This window comes from Lentihominibacter hominis, from assembly GCF_014385065.1.
GTDB classification, from domain to species: domain Bacteria; phylum Bacillota; class Clostridia; order Peptostreptococcales; family Anaerovoracaceae; genus Lentihominibacter; species Lentihominibacter hominis.
Map to the genome: position 1 here is coordinate 298,269 of NZ_JACRTA010000001.1, position 25,021 is coordinate 323,289.

The 25,021-nt window shown below is 35.8% G+C and carries 25 protein-coding genes; 5 read left to right on the plus strand and 20 right to left on the minus strand.

The features are described 5' to 3' along the window. Window positions 1-27 precede the first annotated feature (27 nt). Window positions 28-1,908, plus strand: coding sequence for a recombinase family protein (locus H8692_RS01450; protein WP_187524830.1), 1,881 nt, complete (start codon window positions 28-30; stop codon window positions 1,906-1,908). Between the two features lie 231 nt (window positions 1,909-2,139). Here the strand turns inward: H8692_RS01450 and rplT are convergent, their stop codons facing one another. From rplT to infC, 3 genes are read right to left on the minus strand one after another with little or no spacing between them, the layout of a single operon-like run. Beyond that, the gene (rplT, locus tag H8692_RS01455; RefSeq protein WP_177269421.1) at window positions 2,140-2,493 is read right to left on the minus strand and encodes a 50S ribosomal protein L20; all 354 of its coding nucleotides are present in this window, start codon (window positions 2,491-2,493) and stop codon (window positions 2,140-2,142) included. Between the two features lie 12 nt (window positions 2,494-2,505). After that, window positions 2,506-2,706 (minus strand): 50S ribosomal protein L35, encoded by a 201-nt coding sequence (gene rpmI, locus H8692_RS01460; protein ID WP_177269423.1) that lies wholly within the window; start codon window positions 2,704-2,706, stop codon window positions 2,506-2,508. 27 nt (window positions 2,707-2,733) lie between these two features. Then, entirely contained in the window at window positions 2,734-3,234 is a 501-nt protein-coding gene (gene infC / locus H8692_RS01465) for a translation initiation factor IF-3 (RefSeq protein WP_177269425.1), read from the minus strand. Window positions 3,235-3,772: 538 nt separating this feature from the next. Here infC and H8692_RS01470 point away from each other — a divergent pair. After that, the gene (locus H8692_RS01470) at window positions 3,773-4,000 is read left to right on the plus strand and encodes an RDAC family protein (protein WP_187524831.1); all 228 of its coding nucleotides are present in this window, start codon (window positions 3,773-3,775) and stop codon (window positions 3,998-4,000) included. 44 nt (window positions 4,001-4,044) lie between these two features. On the opposite strand, the gene H8692_RS01475 is transcribed toward H8692_RS01470, so the two are convergent. Next, entirely contained in the window at window positions 4,045-4,416 is a 372-nt protein-coding gene (locus H8692_RS01475) for a desulfoferrodoxin family protein (RefSeq protein ID WP_243206871.1), read from the minus strand. A 69-nt stretch (window positions 4,417-4,485) separates the two neighbouring features. Further along, window positions 4,486-4,806 carry a thioredoxin gene (gene trxA, locus H8692_RS01480; RefSeq protein WP_346727714.1) on the minus strand — a complete coding sequence of 107 codons (321 nt, stop codon included), beginning with the start codon at window positions 4,804-4,806 and terminating at the stop codon, window positions 4,486-4,488. A gap of 178 nt (window positions 4,807-4,984) precedes the next feature. Between trxA and H8692_RS01485 the strand changes: the two genes are divergently transcribed. From H8692_RS01485 to hcp, 3 genes are all read left to right on the plus strand, one after another. Next, window positions 4,985-6,412, plus strand: coding sequence for an aldehyde dehydrogenase family protein (locus H8692_RS01485; protein WP_187524833.1), 1,428 nt, complete (start codon window positions 4,985-4,987; stop codon window positions 6,410-6,412). Between the two features lie 115 nt (window positions 6,413-6,527). Further along, the gene (lexA, locus tag H8692_RS01490; RefSeq protein ID WP_207722933.1) at window positions 6,528-7,190 is read left to right on the plus strand and encodes a transcriptional repressor LexA; all 663 of its coding nucleotides are present in this window, start codon (window positions 6,528-6,530) and stop codon (window positions 7,188-7,190) included. Between the two features lie 201 nt (window positions 7,191-7,391). Next, complete coding sequence (gene hcp, locus H8692_RS01495) at window positions 7,392-9,065, plus strand: hydroxylamine reductase (RefSeq protein ID WP_187524834.1); 1,674 nt, start codon at window positions 7,392-7,394, stop codon at window positions 9,063-9,065. Window positions 9,066-9,256: 191 nt separating this feature from the next. On the opposite strand, the gene H8692_RS01500 is transcribed toward hcp, so the two are convergent. The 15 genes from H8692_RS01500 to H8692_RS01570 all read right to left on the minus strand — a co-directional run bounded on the left by H8692_RS01500 (window position 9,257) and on the right by H8692_RS01570 (window position 25,018). Beyond that, on the minus strand, window positions 9,257-10,450 hold the full coding sequence (locus H8692_RS01500) for a vWA domain-containing protein (RefSeq protein WP_177269437.1): 1,194 nt from the start codon (window positions 10,448-10,450) through the stop codon (window positions 9,257-9,259). Window positions 10,451-10,454: 4 nt separating this feature from the next. Further along, window positions 10,455-11,294, minus strand: a complete 840-nt coding sequence (locus tag H8692_RS01505) for an AAA family ATPase (protein WP_243206872.1) — start codon at window positions 11,292-11,294, stop codon at window positions 10,455-10,457. Window positions 11,295-11,579: 285 nt separating this feature from the next. Next, complete coding sequence (locus tag H8692_RS01510; RefSeq protein ID WP_177269439.1) at window positions 11,580-12,161, minus strand: DUF2238 domain-containing protein; 582 nt, start codon at window positions 12,159-12,161, stop codon at window positions 11,580-11,582. A 13-nt stretch (window positions 12,162-12,174) separates the two neighbouring features. Then, window positions 12,175-13,284, minus strand: coding sequence for a CDP-glycerol glycerophosphotransferase family protein (locus H8692_RS01515; protein WP_177269441.1), 1,110 nt, complete (start codon window positions 13,282-13,284; stop codon window positions 12,175-12,177). A gap of 276 nt (window positions 13,285-13,560) precedes the next feature. Then, window positions 13,561-14,697: a DegT/DnrJ/EryC1/StrS family aminotransferase gene (locus H8692_RS01520; RefSeq protein ID WP_187524835.1), complete on the minus strand. Its 1,137-nt coding sequence runs from the start codon at window positions 14,695-14,697 to the stop codon at window positions 13,561-13,563. A 105-nt stretch (window positions 14,698-14,802) separates the two neighbouring features. Then, window positions 14,803-15,408, minus strand: a complete 606-nt coding sequence (locus H8692_RS01525) for an acyltransferase (RefSeq protein ID WP_187524836.1) — start codon at window positions 15,406-15,408, stop codon at window positions 14,803-14,805. Window positions 15,409-15,421: 13 nt separating this feature from the next. Next, window positions 15,422-16,822, minus strand: a complete 1,401-nt coding sequence (locus tag H8692_RS01530) for a lipopolysaccharide biosynthesis protein (RefSeq protein WP_187524837.1) — start codon at window positions 16,820-16,822, stop codon at window positions 15,422-15,424. Between the two features lie 26 nt (window positions 16,823-16,848). Next, on the minus strand, window positions 16,849-18,021 hold the full coding sequence (locus H8692_RS01535; protein WP_187524838.1) for an ATP-grasp domain-containing protein: 1,173 nt from the start codon (window positions 18,019-18,021) through the stop codon (window positions 16,849-16,851). A gap of 15 nt (window positions 18,022-18,036) precedes the next feature. Next, window positions 18,037-19,182 carry a glycosyltransferase gene (locus H8692_RS01540; protein WP_187524839.1) on the minus strand — a complete coding sequence of 382 codons (1,146 nt, stop codon included), beginning with the start codon at window positions 19,180-19,182 and terminating at the stop codon, window positions 18,037-18,039. Next, on the minus strand, window positions 19,179-20,447 hold the full coding sequence (locus H8692_RS01545; protein WP_187524840.1) for an O-antigen ligase family protein: 1,269 nt from the start codon (window positions 20,445-20,447) through the stop codon (window positions 19,179-19,181). The genes H8692_RS01540 and H8692_RS01545 overlap by 4 nt, the downstream gene beginning before the upstream one ends. 143 nt (window positions 20,448-20,590) lie before the next feature. Continuing rightward, the gene (locus tag H8692_RS01550; RefSeq protein ID WP_187524841.1) at window positions 20,591-21,721 is read right to left on the minus strand and encodes a glycosyltransferase; all 1,131 of its coding nucleotides are present in this window, start codon (window positions 21,719-21,721) and stop codon (window positions 20,591-20,593) included. A 2-nt stretch (window positions 21,722-21,723) separates the two neighbouring features. Then, window positions 21,724-22,797, minus strand: a complete 1,074-nt coding sequence (locus H8692_RS01555; RefSeq protein WP_187524842.1) for a Gfo/Idh/MocA family protein — start codon at window positions 22,795-22,797, stop codon at window positions 21,724-21,726. A gap of 11 nt (window positions 22,798-22,808) precedes the next feature. Next, window positions 22,809-23,375: an acyltransferase gene (locus tag H8692_RS01560; protein WP_187524843.1), complete on the minus strand. Its 567-nt coding sequence runs from the start codon at window positions 23,373-23,375 to the stop codon at window positions 22,809-22,811. Between the two features lie 12 nt (window positions 23,376-23,387). Next, the gene (locus H8692_RS01565) at window positions 23,388-24,284 is read right to left on the minus strand and encodes a DapH/DapD/GlmU-related protein (RefSeq protein ID WP_187524844.1); all 897 of its coding nucleotides are present in this window, start codon (window positions 24,282-24,284) and stop codon (window positions 23,388-23,390) included. Then, complete coding sequence (locus H8692_RS01570; RefSeq protein ID WP_187524845.1) at window positions 24,284-25,018, minus strand: polysaccharide deacetylase family protein; 735 nt, start codon at window positions 25,016-25,018, stop codon at window positions 24,284-24,286. Before H8692_RS01570 ends, H8692_RS01565 begins: the two co-directional genes overlap by 1 nt. Window positions 25,019-25,021: the final 3 nt, after the last annotated feature.

Consider the following 25,021-nt stretch of genomic DNA (forward strand, 5'->3'; position numbering starts at 1 on the left):
ATAGGACAGATACGGAGGTTTTACAGTATGGCAGGAATCAAAGAAGAAAAGAAAATCTATTTAGTCGGTATTTATTGCCGCTTGTCAAAGGATGATGGAACAGATAACGAGAGTGCGAGCATTGCGACACAGAAATCCATCCTCACGGATTATGTGAAAAAGCAGGGATGGCACTTAGCAAAAACGTATGTGGACGATGGGTACTCTGGTACAAATTTTCAAAGACCAAGTTTCCAGAACATGATTAAGGACATTGAAAAAGGACTGATAAACTGCGTTATCACAAAGGATTTATCCCGTCTGGGGAGGAACTACCTTGACTGCGGGTTATATCTGGAAGTCTTTTTCCCTGAAAATAATGTGCGGTATATAGCGGTCAATGACGGTGTGGACACGCTCAATAAATCGGCTATGGACATTACCCCTTTCCGCAACATACTAAACGAAATGTACTCTGCTGATGTGTCGGTCAAGATAAAATCGGCGTACCGTGCGAGATTTCAGCAGGGGAAATTCATGGGAACAACAGCCCCTTATGGCTATGTCAAAGACCCCGCCGACCACAACCATCTGCTGATAGATGATAAAGTGGCACACGTTGTAAGGGAGATATTCGACCTTGCGTTAGCGGGCAACGGAATCGCCAAAATCCGCAAGCACATCAACAAACAGCATATCCTACGCCCTGCCGCTTATGCGGTCACACAGGGGGCGACAGGCTATGAGCGGCACTTTGAGGATAACGAGGAGAACCGTTATATTTGGAGCGAGAACAGCGTAAGGGGCATTTTAAGAAGCCCGATATATGCGGGAAACCTTGCAGGCTACAAGCGGATTGCCGCCAACATGAAAAGCAAGAAACGCCCCTCTAAGCTGCCCGAAGAATGGGAAGTGATACCAGACACCCATGAGGGGATAGTCACACAGGAGGAATTTGACACCGTACAGCAGCTTATGACGAGCCGCAGGCGGGAGCAGAACGCAGGAGGATTTGAAAATATCTTTGCGGGAGTTATCAAGTGTGCGGACTGCGGCTATGCAATGCGGGCGGCGAGTGCCAACAGGAGGAAACGCCCCGACATCATCGACTGCGTACAATACACCTGCAATAATTATGGCAGATATGGCAATGTTATGTGTACCGCACACAGCATTGAAGCGAGGGACTTGTTCAATGCCGTCCTTGCCGACATCAACCGATTTGCGGATATGGCTGTCAATGATGAAAAGGCGGTGAGGGCGATTGAAAAGCGGCTCACGGACACAGACCAGAGCAGGGCAAAGGCACTGGAAAAGGAGCAGCGGAAACTGAACAAACGCCTTGCGGAACTGGACAGGCTGTTTTCCTCTCTCTATGAAGATAAGGTGATGGAGCGTATTACGGAGCGAAATTTTGAGATGATGTCGGGGAAGTACCAGAAAGAACAGCTTGAAATTGAAGCAAGGCTGAAAGAGGTAACGGAAACGCTCAACGACAGCTATGAGAAGTCGCAGGGTGTCCGTGACTTCCTCTCCCTAATCCGCAACTATCAAGGCATTAAGGAACTGGACGCAACCATCATAAACGCACTCATAGACAAGATACTTGTTTCGGAACGTGAGAAATTTACAGACGGAACGGTAAGACAGGAAATCAAGATTTATTATAAATTCATCGGCTTTGTCGGTGAATTACATATCACGCCAACCAAGCGGTGGACGGCGTTAAAGCCTAAGAATTGTACGGTGTGCGGTGTTGAATATGTTCCCCGCTCTGGCATATCGAAGTATTGTCCCACTTGTGCCAAGAGGATACAGAGGGAGAAATCAAACGAGAGTAAACGCAGGAGCAGGGAGCGAAACAGACAGTCATGTATTGAACTGTCCGCAAAAAATGACCGACTGATGAAGAACACAAATACAATATGATAATAAATTCCACCGGTAAATGGAGCTGTAAGAGCGACTACAGAGGTGACATAATAGACTATATGAGACAGCTTACACCATATGGTACAGAAAACTAAACTTGCCTCAAAAGGATTGCTTGCATAAACAACGCAAACAATCCTTTCTATATAAAACTCTATCTTTAATTTCAACAATAAAAATAGAGGTCTATAAATTGACCTCTATAATCTGCTTGTATATTATTTGTTTCTAAAGAGCCTTTTTTGCGGTATCGCAGATCTTAGCGAAAGCCGCGGGATCGTGGATAGCCATTTCTGAAAGCATTTTTCTGTTTATTTCAATATTTGATTTCTTAAGCCCGTTCATCAATCTGCTGTATGAAATATCATTCATTCTTGCTGCAGCATTGATTCTCGCAATCCATAACCTTCTGTATTCTCTCTTCTTATTCTTTCTCCCTATATAAGCAGAACGGAGAGCTCTCATAGTAGCGGGTTTAGCTGCCTTGAAAGTCTTGCTCTTGGCACCGTAGTACCCTTTAGCCATTTTTAAAACTTTTTTATGTCTCTTATGTGCATTTACACCTTTTTTTACTCTTGCCATCTTGCTACCTCCTTACTTGCTCAATATCGCTTTTATTCTTTTAAGATCTGCGCTTGTCAGAGTCGTAGCCTTTCTCAGGCCTCTCTTTCTCTTTTGGCTTTTCTTCGTAAGAATATGGCTCTTATATGCTTTATTTCTCTTTACTTTTCCTGAACCTGTTATCTTGAATCTCTTGGATGCGCCTCTGTGAGACTTCATTTTCTGCTTTGCCATGACGTATTATCCTCCTACTTATTAAATTTATTTATCATTTTTCGGCGTAAGAATCATAGTAAGACTTCTGCCTTCAAAATTAGGTTTCCTATCGATGTCACCCACTTCTGAAACGGCTTCGGCAAACTTGTTCATTACTTCCATCCCTCTTGCGACATAATCCTTTTCTCTTCCTCTGAATCTCAGACTCACCTTCAGTTTATCTCCATCCTTAAGGAATTTTGAACCTGTTTTAGCTTTAACCATTATGTCATGATCCTCTATGAATGTTGACAGTCTGATCTCCTTGACCTGAGTAGTCTTCTGCTTTTTCTTCGCTTCCTTTTCCTTCTTCTGAAGCTCATACTTATACTTTCCATAATCGAGAATCTTACAAACAGGCGGATTGGCTTTCGGTGAAATACAAACCAAATCGAGCTTCTTTTCCTCCGATATATCAAGCGCTTCTTGCCTGCTCATTATTCCCAGCTGACTACCGTCTGTATCAATAACTCTTAATTCCTTTGAACGAATTTCTTCGTTTATCATAGCTTCTCTGCTAATTGCCTTATACCTCCATAAAACTCCGTTAATAAATTCCCCTTGCCGTTTTTATGAATAATAAAAAAACGGATCTATGTATCCGCCCCAATTTTCGCATAAATTATGATTCCGCATTTAATAAAGTAAAATCAAAATCTGCCTATTATTAACCCAAACAGCCTTCGCTCTTAGGTGAGAAGCGGATAACTTCTTCTTTCTACCTGAATTACTATATCATATGAAAAGATAATATGCAAGAAAATTTTCCCGGCATTCTTATTAATGCACACAGAAAAATCACTCATCCGGAAATTCTGTAACCATCAAAAATCCTATCATAATCAGCCCTATAGATGTAAAAATACTTGCAATAACAGCCATGGCCATAATTATCCACACCATATCACCACCTTTGTTTTAATAGTTTCTCCAAAACTGAAGATACTATTAAATATCATTTCTATCACTCCGGGATATCTTGAATGCCCTTCATCAACATGGTATCATATGAAAAGTACTAAAAATAAAAAGGAGGTTCTTATTCATGTATGCATTACCCTTTTCTGAAGTAAGCAAACTAAAAGCTGAAGTTGACAAACGCTTTTCCATGCACCTGCATTTTCATGACAGATGCGGAGGTCAGTTTTTCTCTCTTGAAGAAAAAAATGATGATTTACGCAAATATATTGAAAACTATTTTTCCGATATGAATCTGAAAGCCATATATTCCGAAAACGGTTTGGAATTTACAGTAGAAGCTCAAAATGAATAATGAAAAAAGATCCTTCTTCTTTTTAATGAAGGATCTTTTTTTGATTACAGTCCCATTTTCCAGAGGCCGTGCTTATTGCAGTACGCAAAAACAGCAATGGCTTCATCTCCCGGAACTTCCGCCGAAACTCCAAACGTAGCCCGTGGTTCTTCACCTGACTTAAGTCTTGCAAACTGTCCGCCCCTTTTCGTCTGAAGATATATCCATTCTATAAAATGATCGTCTTCCATAGGATGGCTGATCTCTCCGACATCAACTCTTACAGCACCTTCCTGCTTTTTCACCTTAGGAACATGTTTTTCCTTGGCGCCGTCTGTCTCAGAAGCATGCAACCTTACCATTTCATCCCCACAACATTTTACGTCGTCTCCCTCGCCTGTCAGAAAAGTTATGGTACTTCCACATTTTTTACACATTAAAAACTTTGGATCCATATCAAATACCCCTTTTTATTTTTTGATAAAAAGCAGGCAATAGAGCTCATCCTACAGTCCCAGAGCTTCTGCAATCTGCTCTTTCGACCGCAGGCCAATCAATGTCTCAGCAATTTCTCCATTTTTAAAATATACCAGAGTAGGTATGCTGGTGACCCCAAATTTCATGGCTAACGCCTGCTCTTCATCGATATTGATTTTTCCCACTTTTATGTTTTTGTATTCATCTGCAATCTCATCCATAACAGGACCCTGCATCATACAAGGGCCGCACCATGCCGCCCAGAAATCAACCAGTACCGGCTGTTTCGATTCTTTTACTTCTTTTTCAAAATTATCTTTTGTTATTTTTATGATCTCCATAATTATCACTTTCCTTTCCTGCTTATTTTATCCGATTTTTTTAATATCATTAATGCTAATATAACATATATAATCTGGACTATCAAGGTAAAAATATGATCATTTTCCTTGTAAAGTTATTTTTGTTAAAATATAATAAAATCAATATTGTACAGTATTTTCTATACCATTAAGGAGGTCTTTAAAAATGTCAATGAATGCACACGACTATGTCGCAGAACTGGTCAAAAGGGCAAGAAAGGCTCAAAAATACGCCAATAACTTCACACAGGAAGATGTTGATCTTCTGACAGCGGCGGTAACATACAGCCTTACAAAACCCGAAAAAACCAAAATGTTTGCTGAAATGCTTGTAGAGGAATCCAAAATGGGCATATCGGAAGATAAAATTTCTAAAATATACGGAAAAGTCTGGGGATCTTATCTTCAGATGAAAGATAAAAAATCAGTAGGCCTTCTCGATGACAATAAAGAAACCGGCATTCAAAAATGGGCTAAACCTATGGGAGTTATTGCCGGAATCATGCCTGTGACCAATGGAGAAGCTACTCCTATCATAAAAGCCAACATGGCTCTGAAAACAAGAAATGCCATAATCCTGGCTCCACACCCCAAATGCAGAAAGCTCAATCTCGCTATAGTCAATGAGATAAGAGCCACCATCAAAAAGCTTGGATACCCTGAAGATCTGGTTCAAACCTGTCACTGTGAATGGGTTAAGCTTGAAGTATCACAAGAGCTGATGACGCAATGTGATTTTATCCTTGCCACCGGAGGCGAAGCCCTCGTCAAAGCAGCCTACTCTTCCGGCACACCTGCCATTGGAGTAGGTGTGGGAAACTGCGTATCTATAGTAACAGGCAAAACACCTATGGATAAAGTAGCTGAAATGATCTGTTTGTCAAAAGCATACGATAATTCAACATCATGCTCTACGGAAAATAACATCATAGTATTTGACAACTGCTATGATGATTTCATAAAAGCAATGGAAAATCACGGAGCTTTCCTATGTAAAGAAGGTTCTGAAGAAAAAGCAAAACTTCAAAAAACATTGTGGCCAAACTCACCTGATGATCACGTACTCAACCGTGCTGTCATTGCTCAAAGTGCTGAAGATATAGCTGCCCTTGCAAGACTTGAAGTGCCCTCAGGAACAAAAGTCATAATGGTGGAAGAATTTAATGGCTTCGGCCTCCAACATCCATTTACGGGAGAAAAGCTCTCTCCTGTATCCGGTATCCAGAAAGCAAAAAACCTTGACGATGCTATCAACAAAATGCTATCTACACTGGAATATCAGGGAAAAGGTCACAGCTGTGGTATACATACTGATGATCCCGCTGATGTAGATAAGCTTGCCTCTGCAGTTCCGGTAACTAAAGTAGTAGTAAATCAGCCGCAATGTCTCACTAATTCAGGAGGATGGAACTGTGGATATCCAGTCTCCCTTACACTGGGATGTGGTACATGGGGAGGCAACAGTGTATCTCATAATGTTACATATAAAGATCTCTTGAATTACACTTATGTTTCAAGACAGATTCCCAACTGGAAACCTGAATCACTCAAAGACTTCATAAATGCAGATATTATTGCAAAAGTAGATGCCTAATCATGCAGCGACAAAGCGCTGAAGCATTATACTCTTTTCAGCTCAGCAGAAAACATGTGTTTACTTTTTGTTCTTTTTATGATAAAATGTTCTCATAAACAAGGAGGATATTCGCATGTTAAAAGAACGAGAACAAAACATCTTAAATTACATGAGAGCTGAAATAAGAGAAAAAGGCTACCCTCCTACTGTCCGTGAAATATGTTCTGCGCTGGATATCAAATCCACATCTACAGTTCATAAGGATATCTCAAACCTTGTAAAACAAGGTTATATAAAGAAAGATCCTTCCAAGCCAAGAGCCCTAATGCTCGTAGACATCGGACAAACTGATTCTCACGATAAACATGAAATGTCAGACAGAAACACAGTAAACAGAGAAGTATCCCGTGCCGAAATCATAGAGGTACCTCTTGTGGGCAGAATAGCCGCAGGCACTCCTATTCTTGCTGAGCAGAATGTGGAAGACAGTTTTCCGGTTCCCGCAAGATTCGTAGGAAACAATCCCAGCTTTATGCTTACAGTGAGAGGCGAGAGTATGATCGAAGCCGGTATAATGGATGGGGATTATATATTAGTAGAACAGCAGAACACAGCCAGAAACGGAGAAATAATTGTAGCTATGGTGGACGGATTTGAAAGCGAAGCCACAGTCAAAACTTTTTATAAAGAAAACGATCATATAAGACTCCAGCCGGAAAATTCCTCTATGAGTCCCATCATTGTTCAAGACGTAAAAATACTGGGAAAAGTAAAAGGAGTCTTTAGATATTTTTAATAAATCTTTTATAAAAGTCTGTTATGATCATAACAGACTTTTTATTATACATAAAACATTATCAGCGATATTATATACATCCATAAAAACAATCAGCACGATATTTTTTGTATCTCTATACATCAAAATTTTGAATATAAACGATTATCTTCAATATTACTGCACAAAATAAGAAAAAAATAATTTGAACGGAGACAAAAAATGAATAACAATATGGATCTTAATTATGAAATGTTCTGTTACCAGTGTGAACAGACTGCCAACGGAAAAGGCTGTACTAAATTAGGGATATGCGGCAAAACACCTGAGATAGCCAACCTGCAGGACCTTCTTATTTTCCAGATAAAAGGAATAAGCTGCTATGGAAAAAAACTGATTGATCAAGGGGATCATATAGACAAAGACATCGTCAGCTTCATCGAGAATGCACTTTTTACCACTCTTACAAATGTAAACTTTAATGCCGAAGATCACGTTAGACTCCTTAAAGAATCTCAGAAAATAAAAGAAAGGCTCAGAAATCTTGTAGGCAAAATTAATAACCCTACTGCACATGCTACCTATGATCTTCCGTCCGCCAAAAGTGAAATGCTCAAAGACTCTCAAATAGCAGGGATTATGTACGATCAGTCCCTTGATCCCGATATACGTTCACTTCGTCAGACCATTATTTATGGACTCAAAGGTATCAGCGCATATGGACATCAGGCCAGAGAGCTGGGATATTACAGCGATCAGGTGGATGATTTTTATATTACAGCTCTTGAATCTACTACCGACGACACGCTAACAGCAGATGAAATGATAAGGATGACCATGAAAACAGGAGAGATTGCTGTAGAAGTCATGAAAATCCTTGACGATGCAAATACAGAAGTATATGAAAATCCATCTCCTCACAAAGTAAATATAAAAATCAAAAAAGGTCCTTTCATCATCGTTTCCGGACATGACCTGAAAGATCTGGAAATGCTTCTGAAACAAACAGAGGGAAAAGGAATAAACATCTACACACACGGCGAAATGCTTCCCGCACATGGTTATAAAGGGCTAAAAAAATACTCTCATCTTGTAGGAAATTTTGGCGGAGCATGGCAGGATCAGCAGAAAGAATTCGACAATATACCAGGATGTATCCTCATGACTACAAATTGTCTGATGCGACCGCGAGATTCATATAAAGACAGAATCTACAGTACTAACGTAGTAGGGTGGGAAGGTGTAAAACACATAGAAAAGAAGTCAAACGGAGAAAAAGATTTCAGTGAAATAATACAACAGGCGATAAAACTTGGAGGATTCAAAGAAGATCAGGAATCAAAAGAAATACTTGTAGGATTCGGGCACCATGCAACATTAGGATATGCTGAAAAAATAGTTGCAGCTGTCCATAAGGGCGATGTGAAACATTTCTTCCTCATCGGCGGCTGCGACGGTGCAAGACCGGGACGTAATTACTATACTGAATTTGCAGAAATGGTTCCAAAAGATTGCATGATATTAACATTGGCATGCGGAAAATATAGATTCAACAAACTTGATTTCGGTGAAACCGCAGGACTTCCAAGACTCCTTGATGTAGGTCAATGCAACGATTCCTATTCTGCTGTGCGCATAGCAACTGCTCTTTCCGATGCTTTTGATACAGACATAAACGGACTTCCTCTGTCATTCATAATCTCATGGTATGAACAAAAAGCTGTCGCCGTACTGCTGGCACTTTTGAGTCTGGGAATTAAAAACATCTATCTGGGACCTACACTGCCTGCATTCCTCAGTCCCAATGTACTGCAATATCTTGGCGATACTTTTGATCTGAAACTTATAAGCAGTGCTAAAGATGATATAAAAACATGTCTGAAGCAAAATATATGATTTTCTCAATGACAATAAATTTTACGAACAAAAACTAAATTCATTTCTTCCATTATTTTTAAAATCTGAATCGATTTTATTTTATCAATACCATAAATCAATATTTCTTTAAAAGATAAGGCTGTCTCATTAAAGATAAAAAACTTTAATGAGGCAGCCCTACTTTTTATTTTCTGTTTAACAACTGGCGTTTATTTCACCAGCAGTTTCTTTATTCCTGCTTCTAAGCCATCCAATGAAAGTTCGAACATCGGAAATATCTCTGATATAGCATTTATGGTTTTAGCTCCATACATCCATTCCCACGTACTTTTGTCTATAGGGTTAAGCCATACCTGTTTCTTATATCTTCTCTTAAACTTCTCCAGCCATGCTATACCCGGTTCTTCATTCCAAAGACCAATATAAGAATTCCCTCCCTTTTTATAAAGCTCAGAGGGCGCCATTGCAGCATCCCCAACAAAAATCACCTTATATTCACTATCAAGATTTCTCAGGACCCAGTCAGTTTCTATCCACTCACCCTTTTTACAATAAGGGGTGGTATATAGATGATCATATATACAATTATGAAAATAATATATCTTCAAATCTTTAAAATGATTAGCCTGACTGACAGCCTGGAAAAGCCTGTTACATAATCTGCTGTAAGGCAGCATTGAACCGTCGGAATCTATAAGAAGCAATACTTTAACTGTATTTTTTCTCGGCTTGTCATATACAATCTTAAGCATTCCTGCATTATCACAGGTTTCGTCTATAGTCTTATCAATATTGAGTTCTGTTTCCTGCGCATCAACCCTTGAGGAATATTGCCTCAATCTCCTGAATGCCATTTGAAACTGCCTTATATCCAAAATCTTATCCTGCCGAAAATCCTTAAAATTTCGTTCTCCGGCCACCTGAACGGCAGATTTGTGGCGGCTCGGTCCACCGGTCCTTATGCCGCTGGTATGAAATCCACCCCGCCCCATAACTGAAGTTCCGCCGGTACCGATCCAATAACAGCCTCCGTCATGCTTTTCTTTCTGCTCCTTGATGCGTTCCTCAAACATTTCCAGAAGTTCTTCCAGCTCCTTTGGAAATTCATCACCGGTGCCTTTATCGTCAATAGGCCTCTGATGATCACTTTCGTTAAGCCACTCCCAAAACTCTTCGGGAAGATCCTCAGGAGTCTGTACATTTTTAAAATATTCTGCGAAAACAGCATCGAATTTATCATATTCAGATTCTGATTTTATAAGAATACTTCTGCAGAGATTATAGAAGCCCATAAGAGATGAATGTGCAAGGCCTTTATCAAGAGCCTCTTCCAAAATCATCCACTCGTTTATAGAAACCTCCAGCCCTTTAGCTCTGAGCAGGTAAAAAAATTCTAAAAACATATCTTTACCATCTCTTAAGTGAGTATCCTTTCTCTTTTATTTCATTCATTACATCTATATCCTGATTTTTCTTGAGCAAAACACCTACAAACGGCATGTCTCTCTTGAGATTGGCAATATCAACTCCGCTTATCATTAGAGCCTGTATCCAGTCAAGAAGTTCGGAAGTGCTCGGTTTTTTCTGCAGATCATCCATTTCACGGATTTCATAGAAAGCGTCCAGCGCCTTTTCGCTGAGCTTTTTATCTATATCACCGAAATGAACGTTTATAATCTCTTCCATTTTTTCCTTATCAGGGAATTCTATATAGTGAAAAATACATCTTCTCAGAAATGCGTCAGGCAACTCCTTTTCGGCATTGGATGTAATAATAACTATAGGTCTCTGCTTTGTCTTAATGGTTTCTTTTGTTTCGTTAATATAAAACTCCATCTTATCCAGCTCCCAGAGAAGGTCATTAGGGAATTCCAAATCCGCCTTATCTATTTCATCTATCAGGAGAACCACCTGCTTATCTGCCGTGAAGGCCTCTCCCAGTTTACCCAGCTTGATGTACTGCTTTATATCGGAAACATTTCCTTCACCGAACTGGCTGTCATATAATCTCTGCACTGTGTCGTATACGTAAAGGCCTTCCTGTGCCTTAGTGGTTGATTTGATACCCCAGATTATAAGCTCCATATCCAGTGACTCGGCTATAGCTTCAGCAAGCATTGTCTTGCCTGTTCCCGGTTCGCCTTTAATCAGAAGCGGTTTTTCCAAAGCAATAGATACGTTTACCGCATTCATAAGTTCATCGGTAACTACGTAATTATCGCTACCTTTAAAAACGTTCATATTCATTTTTTATTTCATCTCCTTGTATTGTATTAAGTCAGTGTAAAACTGCTGTTGCCACAACTTTTATAATATATTATATATGGGTATTTTTCAAGAGTTTTGTGGATCAACAATAGTATGTACTTTATCTGTAGCCCTCACATATATTTATAAACCGAAATATTGCTGTTCGCCCTCCTAAAACACTGTATACATCTGCAAATATATGCACACTTTCACAAATAATAACTCTGAAAGCAACCTGTCGCCGGCACATTCCCGGCAACTCAACGCCAAAGGAATACAAACTCATTTTTTATCCAGCCTTCCAGCATAAATCATAATCACAAAAATAAAGCAGTATAAAAGAGCTCCGCTATTTCCAGCAATCATATCAGTAAGAGTATCCAACATACCACGCTGCATTCCTCCACCAGCAAGTTTATCCGCCGTAAACTCAAATATTTCCCATATACCGGCACACGCTGAAGAAAAGAAAAAAGCAAAGACAACCTGTGAAAATAAATAAGCTCTTTTATTTTCAAAAAACATCTCTGCTCTTTTTAAAAGTTTCGATATTACTAACATCCCAAGACTTGCCAAAAGAATTCCACTGATAAAATGTATTATTTTATCATATGGGCCAAACCTTCTGTATAAATCCAAAACTGAGCCTATCGGAGACGCCAAATATACAAAAATGACCCCACAGTAAAATAAATCATCCTTTACATCCAGTATTTTCGCTGTCGCCAGCAAAAATAATATCGCACCAAAAGAACCGGCCACATTTACCGCAGGCGGATTGATTCCGGTTTTAAAAGCTGTCGCAATAGTTATAATCGTTGCTATAATTAAAAGTAAAACTGCTATAATTCTTTTTCTGTGCATAACTCTCCTCGCTTTATTTGATCTGATCCGTAATAAATTCTGCCAGCTTATCGGTACATGCGCTTTGGTTCTCCACATACTTGTGAGAAAAAGCTTTTATCCTATCGATACTATAATCATCAGCAGCTACAGCTTCAGCCAGAACACGGGGATCCGCAGAAATCACTCCTGGCATCTCCGCATCATAATCCATATAAAAATCACGTTCTTCGCCATATGTCTCATAATCAAAAGTATAAAAAAACAATGGTTTTCCTATTATTGCAGCTTCAAAAATTATTGCAGAATAGTCACAGATAACATAATCAGCCGCAAACAACATTTCCAATGTTGTAAATTTATTATCAACTACACCAGTTTCAGAATTTACTTGCATCAGAGGATGTTTCTTTAGCACAAAAATATATTGAGAATCTGAAAAAGCCGCAGCAAGGTTCTGCACAGCCTCTGAAATATTTCTGTCCACTCTGAGCGTAGGTGCATAAACAACTACCTTCTTTTCTCTGAACTCAGGATACTCATCATAAATACGCCTCAGGCAGTCTTCTTTAAAGGACCAGTCTGTAAGTTTATCTACTCTTGGCAAAGTCATCACCTTCATATGCTTATCATCATATCCGAAAGCTTCCGCAAAGTTAGGCGCACATACTCTACTGCTGGTCAAAATATATGTATAATTTCTATGCATCGAAAAAACATCAGCAAGTTTCGCATTTCTTCCTTCACCTTCACCGACTATACTAAACCCAAATTTTTTCAAAGATCCAAGAGCGTGCCACATCTGTATAACCACAAGAGATTCCCTCTGCTTGAGAGCACTAACACTTATACAATAAGAATCCAACACCACAACCTTAGACGTAGCAATATGGTACATCTGCTTAAAAACATGAAAACAATATCCGATCTTTGAAAAAATTCCGCCTTCTAGTTTCTTACAAAGAAAAACCTGCTCCAAACCCGGATCCTTTCTTCTGATCGACCGCTCCAAAAGCTCCATATCTTCAGATTTTTTATCAGACTGCCTGCTCACAAAAGTAATCTTTTCTCCGACAGGAAAAAGTTTCATTATGCTATAGATCATATTTAATATCGTCAGCAATACTTTCACTACAATTTTCATTCTGCCCTCCGCAATAGTATACCTGTGATATTTGCAAGTTCTTCATCTTACCTATAATCAGTTATTTATTATACCATATATTTGAAATATCAAGCAATCTAATAGCTATGTATATTATGTGATGATTGTGTAGAATTAATATCAGAAAAAAATCTCCTGATTAATAAACTAACCGCAAGAAATGATAATGAGGAGTATATAAACTCCTCATTAATTTATTCAATACAAAATTCAATTTATACTATTATTTTAATAACGACTAAAACAATTTACCTGTTATAACATTTTAGCTTTTATAGCTTTCACTACTTTTTCTATATCCTCATCAGTCAAATACGGATGTATTGGAAGCGACAGCACAGTATCGCACAGCTTCATTGTATTAGAAAACTCCGAGTCGTTATAAGGATTTGCTGCAAAAGCTTCCTGTTTATGCATAGCTTTAGGATAATATACCATACTTGGGATTCCTTCTTCTTTTAATGCATTCTGAAGGCTATTTCTTGTTTCCTTATTTTCAAGCTGTATTGTATACTGCGCCCAGCTGGAATAATATCCTTTAGGAACTATAGGCAGCTTTATTTTGTCCTGTACATCAGACAGCTGTCTTGTATATTTATCTGCCGCTTTATTTATATCTTCAAGCTCATAATCGGCAAAAGCCTTTAGCTTGACGGAAAGTATAGCAGCCTGAATTGTATCAAGTCTGGAATTAAGTCCGATTCTTACGTTGTCGTATTTCATCTCCCCCTTGCCATGAACTCTTATAGACTCAAGCAGTGCGGCCATATTGTCATCGTCTGTAAATACCGCGCCCCCGTCTCCATAACAGCCAAGCGGCTTTGCAGGGAAAAATGAAGTGGTACTTATATCCCCGAAGCTACATGCGATTTTATCCTTTATTTTTCCTCCGAAACCTTGGGCTCCATCTTCCAGCACTAATAAATTATGCTTGTCCGCAACTTTCCTTACAGCTTCAAAATCTGCCGGAAGACCGAATAAATCTACAGCTATCACAGCTTTAGGATTAAGCGTCTCATCTGCTTTTACTTTCTCAATAGCCTTATCCAAAGACTCAGAAGATATATTATATGTATCAGTATCCACATCTACAAATACAGGCGTTGCCCCTGCATGAGAAACTATCTCCCCTGATGAGAAGAATGTAAAATCAGGTACAAATACAGCATCACCTTCCTTTATTCCCCACGCCATCATTGCCATTGTCAGCGCATCTGTCCCGTTAGCGCATGTGATGCAATGCTTAACTCCAACATACTCAGCCAACTCCTTTTCAAGCACCTTGACCTGCTGACCGTTTATAAAATTACAGTTTGTAGCCACCTCAATCATGGCTGTATCAATATCTTTTTTTAATACTTGATATTGTTGTTTTAAATCTCTGAATTGCATGATTTCTCCCTAACATTTTTTACTATTTAAACAAAATATATAATGTATATTACTCTGTTTTCAGTAGCATATAAAAATATTTATTTTAAAAAAGCATATATCAAACTATAAGTGATTACTCCAGTCCACTTTATTAAAAAGCTTTTTTCTAATATCGTCACTTGGTTTGCTTCTTTTCTTCAATTCCTTGCAAGGTGAGCCAACATATATAGTCCACGGCTTCAAGTCTTTAGTTACAAGACTATTAGCACCAACAACAGCACCCTCACCAATATGTGTACCTGGCATAACAACGCAATTGGAACCTATATAAGCATCATCACCAATAACAATATTTCCATATCTAAAAGCCCTACATTCCTCTGGAATGAATTCAGCTGCATATAACCCTTCAAATTCATACGTACTTGTCAATATTTTAGTTCCAGGACCAACAAAAACCCTATCTCCTATTCTTGTCTTTCCGCCTCCCTCAATAATTGTCTGCCATGCAATCATCGAATGTTTACCTATTATTAACGATTCTCCTGCATCTATATATGAATAATCTAATATCCTTGTAAAATCATCTACTTTCGCATTCTCTGCGCGTATCATTTTACATAACGGATAAAAATAAACACTTTTTCCACAAAACTGAAGTTTATTTCTTATATTATCTCCCATCATTTCAAGTCCCGATAAAATTCCATTTTGATTATTTAATTCCATTTAATCACGCCCTTTATATAGTCTTAACTCTATCTACCAATAATTTTATTTCTCTATAATTAACAATTAAAATAATTAATATACTTATTCCTGATATAACATACACGTACACCCCTGTAACCCATGTATGTATTAAACAATTAAATACAAGAATTATCGTAATAAAAAAGTACTTTTTTATAGAAAATTTCCACCAAATTTTCCTAGATATCATTGTTCGAACCCAGAAAAATACTATAAATGCACATCCTGTTGCTATTGCTGCACCTGCACCACCGTAAAGCGGAATTAAAATATAATTAAGAGAAATATTTACTAACCCAGATATACTTGAAACTATTATACTATAGTAAGTCTTCCTTGAAAAACCAATACCCACTGCCGTTGACTCTGACATTGTGTACATTATTGGATATAATAATAAAAATGGAAATATATTTATAGCCTCTATAAAATCTTTTCCCAAAACAATTCCCACAATGTTTTTTAATAGTAATAACATCAAACATAATATTGACATTATAACCGCAACCGTTGTATTCACACAATCATAGTTCTTTTTAGAGACATTTTTTTCATTCCAACGATAAGCAACCGGAGTCCAATATAAAGTAAAACAGGTTTGTACAATTCCTATAATCGAGACTATTTTGAATGCTGCTGTATATAATCCCAACTCACCATACCCACACATAATTCTCAACATCACCTTATCCATTGAAACCAAGATCCAACTCATCATCATTGCAGGCAATAATGGTATTCCAAATTTTAACATTCTTTTCAAAAGATTTTTATCTAAATCTTTTATATTCAGCTTCAAAGGATGTATAACTATAATATATAATATTGCGCCATTTATAATTTCAGCTAATGCCATTGCATAAACAACACTTCTAAAACTTTTCTCATATATAAAGAATAGTCCTATTGTTATTACTAATACTAATGTCTTAAGCAATATATTAAATATTGAATATTGAACGCCTTTTTCCTCCATTCTGATTTTTAATAACGAAAAATTTTCAACAACCATAAACGGAATCATAATCGATAAAATAACTATAGCAATTATTTCATCCGTTTCGTCAAAAAGTATTATACTAAAAAAATCACTAAATACTATTATAGTCCCGCCTATTACTATCGCACATACAATTGGCACAAAAATAGAATTTAATAATAATTTTTTTATATTATCAGTATACAGATTAAATTCACGTACAAATGCTTGATCCATGCCTAAGTAGACAAACATCGATATCATACCCTGAGCTAGAACAAACATGCTAGATTTGCCATATTCATCTGGTGTTATAAAATATGTTATTATTGGAACCGTTAAAAATCCTAAAAAAGCACTCACTATTGGTCCTAATGAAAAAGCTCCCAAGTGTTCAAGTATTTTCCGCATAAAGACTCCTTAAAAAGATCAAGTTCTTACCAAAATAAATTTTCTACATTACAATGTATACTGTCTCTAATCTTTTCAATTTTTTCTTCCATTTTTTCTCTTGTTATATCCGATACAATAAATAACCCCTCTCTATCACGACTAGATTTTAGTTCATTAACTGATAACCTATTCCAAGAAAAATATTCTAATTCCTTTATAATTTCGTTATTAAAGTGTACATTCTCCAAATTACTTAAATATCTTATAGCTGCAAACTTATTATCACGACTTTGAAGGTCTACATCTTTACCTAATGCCCAATTAATTGTTGCCGCAACCAAATCTACTCCTGTAGATAATGGAACTAAATTTGTAGCGATAAAATCACCTCCTAAACGAGCTCCAAGTTCAACTATTTTAGCTCCATCGTTTGTAACTATTATCTCAACATGAACAGGTCCGCCTTTTATTTCCAATGCATTTATAGCCTTTATCGTGACATCTTTTATATCATGTATAACTGCTTCATCTAATGCTGAAGGTTGTGAATGTCCCATTTCTACAAAATGTGGAGCCCCTGTAGTTATTTTATCAGTTATTTGTACAATAATCACTCTTCCTTCACAAACAAAAGCTTCAACACTTACTTCTTTACCTTCCATAAATTCTTCAACAATTACAAGTTTATCCAAGCTATTATCCCTTGCATATTTATATGCAAGAGCAGCATTTTCTTTAGACTTTACATATGACACCCCTCTACTTCCCGAGTTGTCTGATGGTTTGACTACAATAGGAAAGCCGTAGTTTGTTATTGCTGCACTATATGCATTCTCATTATTGCATATCTCATAATAAGGAATCGGTACATTCATGCTTTCCAAAGCTTTTCTCATGTAGCCTTTATTAGTCGCTAACAATGCAGACTTTTGGGAAATTGTACTTAGTCCCAATTCTTCACCAATTTTAGCAACAACTCTCATCGGTCGATCGCTACAAATCGTAAAAATACCATTTATATTCTCCTTTTCTGCAATATTGCGAATCCCATTATAGTCTAATGTACTTATTTCATAAAACTTATCAGCAATAGCCCTTCCCACAGCATTAGGGTCGTAATCTACAGCTATACAGCAATGACTCATTTCTTGAGTTTTCTTAATTGCAGGAACTTGAAGCTCACTAGCACCCAAAATCAACAATTTTTTATCATACATAAACTTCTCCTTAAGCTATAATACTAAATCATTAAATACTTTAATCCAATTTTCTTCGGCCGCTTTCCAGGAATACATTTCATCTATAATTTTTTTATTTTCTTTATAATTTAAATTTATTTTTCCTGCAAAATATTTCCTTAAAATACCGTTCAACTTATAAAAACTACTATACTCTAAATATTCCATACCATTCTCTTCAAATTGATAATACTTAATCCAAGAGGGATTTATAACTAATACCTCTGCATATAGACATTCCCTTATACTCCCAGATAATCCATCCGTTTTTTGTGCATGAATAAAAATATCTGTGGCTAGTCTTAATTTAGCAATATCTACAAAATTTAAATCTCCTTCAATAAATGAATATTTTATTCCTGTAGAATCAATCAATTCTCTGACTTTATTTTTATAATTTACATCATCAGCACCTACCATATGCAAGATAACATGAATTTTAGCTTTTTCTTCACTATCCAATGTTTTGATCTGATTTAAAACGTCGATATGTTGTTGCCTTTTTTTCCCATTATACCCTATGGCAATTGTCGTTAAATTACTATTTATATTAAAAAATTGTTTACAATCACTTTTGCTACATTTACTTAATACTTTATCTATATATGGTATACCTAACGTTCCAAATTTCAATGGATACTCATTAAATAATTCGTTATATTTTTGCCCATAAAATTTTGTAAATGCATCATGTGTCTGTTTGCTTGCTATATTAATTTTAGAACAATTTTTAATTAACGCTTCCATTTTCATAGCATCACTAGTTGTTATATCCAATATATCCGACCCCCAAAATACAAGCAATGAACTTACATTCATAATTTTTATTATAAATGCAAGCACTCTGGCTTGAAAATTATGTGGCGGACTTTGGATCTCAATAACATCAACTTTATTTCCCATACGACATCTTATTGCAAAGACAATCAATTTGAATGATTTTGTAATTTTTTCAAATTTTGTACTTTTGCTACCAATTTCTACTAAATGTATCCCTAATTTTCTATACTCTTCTTCATATTTCAACTTTGATTTATCAAATACAGTAAGATATACTGTATGCTTATTTTTAATATGGATTTCTTTAATGTATTCTTTCATCCAAACAGAGGATGCATTCCCTACTATAAAAAATTTCATTTTCTATTTTCCTTTTTAATTGATAGCGTATACAATGAAAAGTAAAACATCGTTACTGGCAAATAAGTAAACACCATATATCCACCAGAAGTCAGCGAAACTACTACAAATCCAATAGAACTACATATTGTGAATATTAGATCTTTCTCCAAAATGCCCATTTTAATAAATCTATATATCCTTACCAATAAATCTTTTGCAACAGTCAACATTAATACTAGCATTGCTATCCCTACTAAGCATCCTGCTGAATATGCCATTTGAATATATACATTATGTGCATTTGTCTTCATATACACTCTATTTTTTTCTATTATTTTCCTACCTTCTTCAGGATGTCCTATTATATCAATACTTTCAATATAACTTCTCCAAATTTCCTTGCGCCCAGATGTGAATTGATCATCAAGATCTTCATTCTTGCCTTCTGACTTTATATTTGCTTCTTTATTTATTCCCTTCATGTACCTTGCTTTCATTATTTTCATATATTCCTCAAATGAAATATCTTCATTTACATCCTCACTCTGAATAACTGGAACGATTTCAATTATACTTTTTTTTAAATCCGTTAAAACAAAAAACATTGTTACAAATACAGTAATTGATACTATCACTAATATGCTACTTTTTTTAATTAGTCTTACAAATTTTTGTTTTTCATTATTCACTAATAAACTAACAGTACACATCAAAAATACTATAACTATTTGCATAGATATGGCAATTAAAGTGGTTCTCGAATTCGTATACAAAGCCATAGATATCGCCATACCAAACAGAATTGCATATACCCAGAAATACTTACTTTTTGATTTTTTTAAATCAAAAAACAAATATATAAGTGCAGATATTACTATAATTATATAATTTCCCAAAGTATTTGGATTTGATAAAACAGATGTGTATTGTGTCACCCCTAACATCGGGCCGAATAAAATTGATATAATACAAAATAAAATAAAAGAAATTAAAATTCCTATACATATTGCTCTGCAAATTGAAAACCCATAATTACTGCTAAAAGAGATATTTAAAAAAGGTAATATAATACTAAATGTTATTCCAATTGCAACATATCCCATTACACCAAAATATGTTCCATTAAAAACAAATGATATCCCAATAAACTCTAACAAAATCAAATACATTTTATTAAATTTAATCTGCGTTAAATTACTTTTTCTTAGCAACAACACTATATTAATAATTATTAGCAATATGCCACTAACAACGATAGTTGAAAAAGATTGATCTTTTTTCAAAATTGGTATCCCCAACGAAATTACAATAATACATACCTGTATTATTATGGTAATTACATATTTATATGACATATTTGAATTTGCATTTCGTAATTTTTTTATAGTATTCAAACAATATATTTTCACAACTTCTGCCTTCCTACCTAACTACACATGTCATTCTCCAATTCATTTAATCGAAAATATAATCTATACAATTTTTTTTCTTCAATACTCCAATTAAAATTTTCCTCTATTGCTTTTTTACCATTTTGACCCATTTGATTGGCTGTATTCGGATTATCAATCAAATATTTTATCGCTCCCGCAATTTCTTCAGGGTTCGTTGGATTTACTGCTATTCCAAATTTATATTTTTCTATCATTTTCTTACTATATTCAAAGTCAGAAATAATGCATGGCATTCCCATCATCATGCACTCATATACTTTTGTAGGTAAATTATGCACCATAGGATATTGGCCAATACTCAAAATTGTACTAATACCTATTTTGCTTTGATTATAAATTGATATAACCTCATCCCTTAAACAAAATCCTCTATAATCCACTATTTTATATTCTTTTTTTTCTTGCATTTCTTTTTCAAAAGTCTTAGGATAAAAATTTCCTCCTAAAATAAGTTTGACATCTGCAATATAACAAGCATCAATTAAAAATCTAATTCCTCTATCTTCTGTTAAGCTTCCTACACAACAAACTGCGTTTTCTTTCTTTTCATTAATAAGACTACTGGTTTTACTTTCACTTAACAGAGGTACATTATCAATAAACTCACAATTTTTCACGCGACCTTCAAAAATATGTTTTCCTCGTATTTTGCAAGGAAAAATTGCAGCATCCAAATAATTACACGCATGATTTTCCATCACCCTATATATCAATGCAACGAAGCGTCTTAAAAGTTTTGGTATATACTTTTTTTTCAAAATTTGCTCATAATAATTTTCATGACTGTCAAATATGACTTTTTTACCCCTAGCTTTTATTTTTTTGGCATATGGCAGCAACTCTGGATCATGCAAATGATATACATCCGCATCAATTTCCATTGCTTTTTCATATGCAATTTTCGAAAATTTTGATATTCGCTTCAATCTACTGTTTGGTTTCTCTCCTATACCTATTATCTTAACATTATTTTTAATATAACTACTTCCAGGAGAAATAAGATAAACAACATTTTCAGGTAACTTGGCTAATGAAGTACATTCTTTCTCAAAAATTCTAACATCACTACTATTATGAGCACTTGTCACATGACATATTTTCATTTTTAAAACTCACCCTTCATATCAGTAGCTGCAAAATCTGTTAACGGCAGTTTTACTGCCTGCCCTGTTTTCTGGCTCTTGTATATTGACAGTATTACTTCCAATGCATTTCTGCCAGCAACTGCATCTACATATGGAGCCCTGTCAGTTTCTATAGCATCTATAACATCAGCAAACAAGCTTGTATGTCCGTTTCCATATACATTACTTGTTTCTTCCTTTAATCCTTTATTCTGGTTATCTTCTTCTGTTTCATCTGCAAAATCCCATACATCAATATTATTGGTTGAAGTTCCGCCAATTTTAACCGTTCCGTTTTCTCCGAATATGTACAGTGTTTCTTCCAGATTCTTAGGGTAAACGTTGGTAGTTCCTTCAATAGTACCGATAGCACCATTCTTGAATTTAACAACTGCCATTCCAACATCTTCTGCCTCTAAATAGTCATGGAACTGCTGCCTTGTTGCACCATAAATTTCTTCTATTTCATCGCCCATCATCCATCTGAGCAAATCTATGCCATGAATGCACTGATTCATAAGGGCTCCGCCATCCTGCGCCCAGGTGCCTCTCCATGAGGCCTGATCATAATATCCCTGATTTCTGTTCCATCTTACATGAATAGATCCATGTGACAGCTTTCCGAATCTTCCGCTTTCTACAGCCTTTCTAAGCTGCTGTATAGCTAAATTAAATCTGTTTTGATGACATGCCGATACTTTAACACCTTTTTCTTCAGACAATTTGATTATTTTATCAGCGTCTTCGATGCTCATGGCCATAGGCTTTTCTATAATAAGATTTACGCCTTTTTCTATGCAATATAAAGCAATCTCTGCATGTATTCCACTTTCCGTGGATATGCTTACAAGTTCAGGCTTTACTTCTTCTATCATGACTTTATAATCTTCATATCTTTTGATTGTATCATCATTCTGCAATTCATGCTTTGCAAGCAGTTCTTCCATTTTTTCCGGCAATACATCACATACCGCTGCTATTTCCAAATTATTATTTATTGCTGCTTTCATATGATTTGTTGCGATTCTTCCGCAGCCTACTAATGCATATTTCATTTTTTCTCCTCTTACTTTCTTTCCGAAAGACCATCATCGGTTACATCATATATTCTTCCACACTTTTCACAATGCAAACCATCATCCAGACGTTCTCCGCATTCACACACCCAGCCAATCTGCTTTGCCGGTACTCCCGCTACTAGTGCGTAATCAGGAACATCTTTCGTAACAACTGCTCCAGCAGCAACCATCGCCCATTTTCCAACTTCATGCCCACATACTACTGTAGCATTTGCTCCTATAGAAGCTCCCGTATGCAGAACAGTTTTTCTATAGCCCGCACTGCCTTTTGGATACTTTGCTCTTGGCGTCAAATCATTAGTGAACACCATAGATGGTCCGCAAAAAACATAATCTTCAAGTTCAACACCCTCATATATGGATACATTGTTCTGAACTTTACATCCATTACCTATTTTAACATTGTTTGATACATTGACATTCTGCCCAAAAGAACAACCTTCACCTATCTGTGCACCGGACTGAATGTGACAGAAAAACCAGATCTTTGTATTATCGCCTATTTTAACATTATCATCAACAATACTTGTTTCATGTACAAAATACTCTTTCATAAAAACCTCACCCTATTTTCTCATTGGCTTTGCCGGCACTCCAACAACGATTATATTTTCTTCAACATCTTTCAAAACAACACTCCCTATACCTGCAAAAGAGTTTTTCTTCATTCTCATTTGATTTCTTATTATTCCTGAAGAGACTTGTACATTTTCCTCTAATACCGCTGACCCATATATCAGTGAGCCTGGTAAAATCACTGTGTTTTTACCGATTTTACAATTATGTGCAATATGAATTAAGGTATCTAACTTAGCACCATCTTCGATTACTGTATTATCAATTGTTCCTCTTGCAATATGACACTGCCCTCCTATGTGAACATTATTTCCTATTTTAACACCACCATAATGTTTTATCATGTGCTTTTCATGATTTTCGTTTTCAGTAAATGAGAATCCATCATGCCCTATAGTTACACCTGACTCTATAACACAATTATTTCCAACCCAAACCCTATTGATAATACTAACATTATTATAGATTTTAGTGTTATTTCCTATGGTTATTTCTCCATCCAATGTACAATTATGCCCAATTATAACATTCTTTCCCAGTTTAACTTCCGGCGAAATATATGTACCATTGCCAATTGGATCAACGTCTTTATCATCACTGGCAAATAACCCATCAAGAATAGAAAAAAAACATTTCTTTGAATTTTCACAAATAATTTTATTTTCTATATCTATTTCTTCGCCTTTTTGAACTACCGCTAATTTGATGTTTCTAGTATCAAATTCTAAAGGGACATTATCTGCTTTTTTTATCCATGTAATACTTCCTGGTTTATAATTGTCTAATGATGAATATCCCTGTACAATTTCATTTTCATCACCAAAAAAAATATATTTCTCACCAATTCTATTTAAATGCTTCAGAACATCTTTAACAATTACCCTCATTACACTTCGTCCTTTTTTACCAGTGATTTCAAATCTGTAATATTATCTCCTAGAATATCATATCTATCTGAATTACCTTGTTTTATAAACTTAAATAAAGTTTTTTTAATATCTCTACTATCTTTATCATACCAAAATGCATGTGTCAAAATATGAAGCCTTTTATAAATATCTGCTTCTATAATATCTTCAATGTTTTCTCGCCATCTCATCCTGCTATCTGATAAATACTTAAATTGTTTAAAGAATGTGTTGCCATATGAATTTATTGCAGGAGACAAATCATAATCTGCATCCAATGTAATTTTTGATGGCCTATGCATAGATACAGAATCCACATCTATTCCTAAAATATACCTCAGCAGTTTAAGCTCTGATAGTATTACATTTTTTATTCCACCATTTTGATCATAGTATTCAACACTGTAATTTAATTCATCAAAATGCAACCCTATATCATGCCCTAGCGATTTTATTTTCTTGATTTTTTCATTAGTTTTCTTTTCTATGATATTATAAAACGGAGATGAAATTAGCACAAAATATGTACTTCTAACGTCTAATTGCCTCTCGAATTCAGCAAACTTCAATGCTTTATCTACGGAATAATCAATATCATGTCTTAATATCGCACATTTATCATAATTACTATAGTTTTTATAGTTTGTAACATTATACTTATTATCCCTTAATCTTTCTATTAAGTTTTTATATGCATTATATGTAAAGTCCATGTT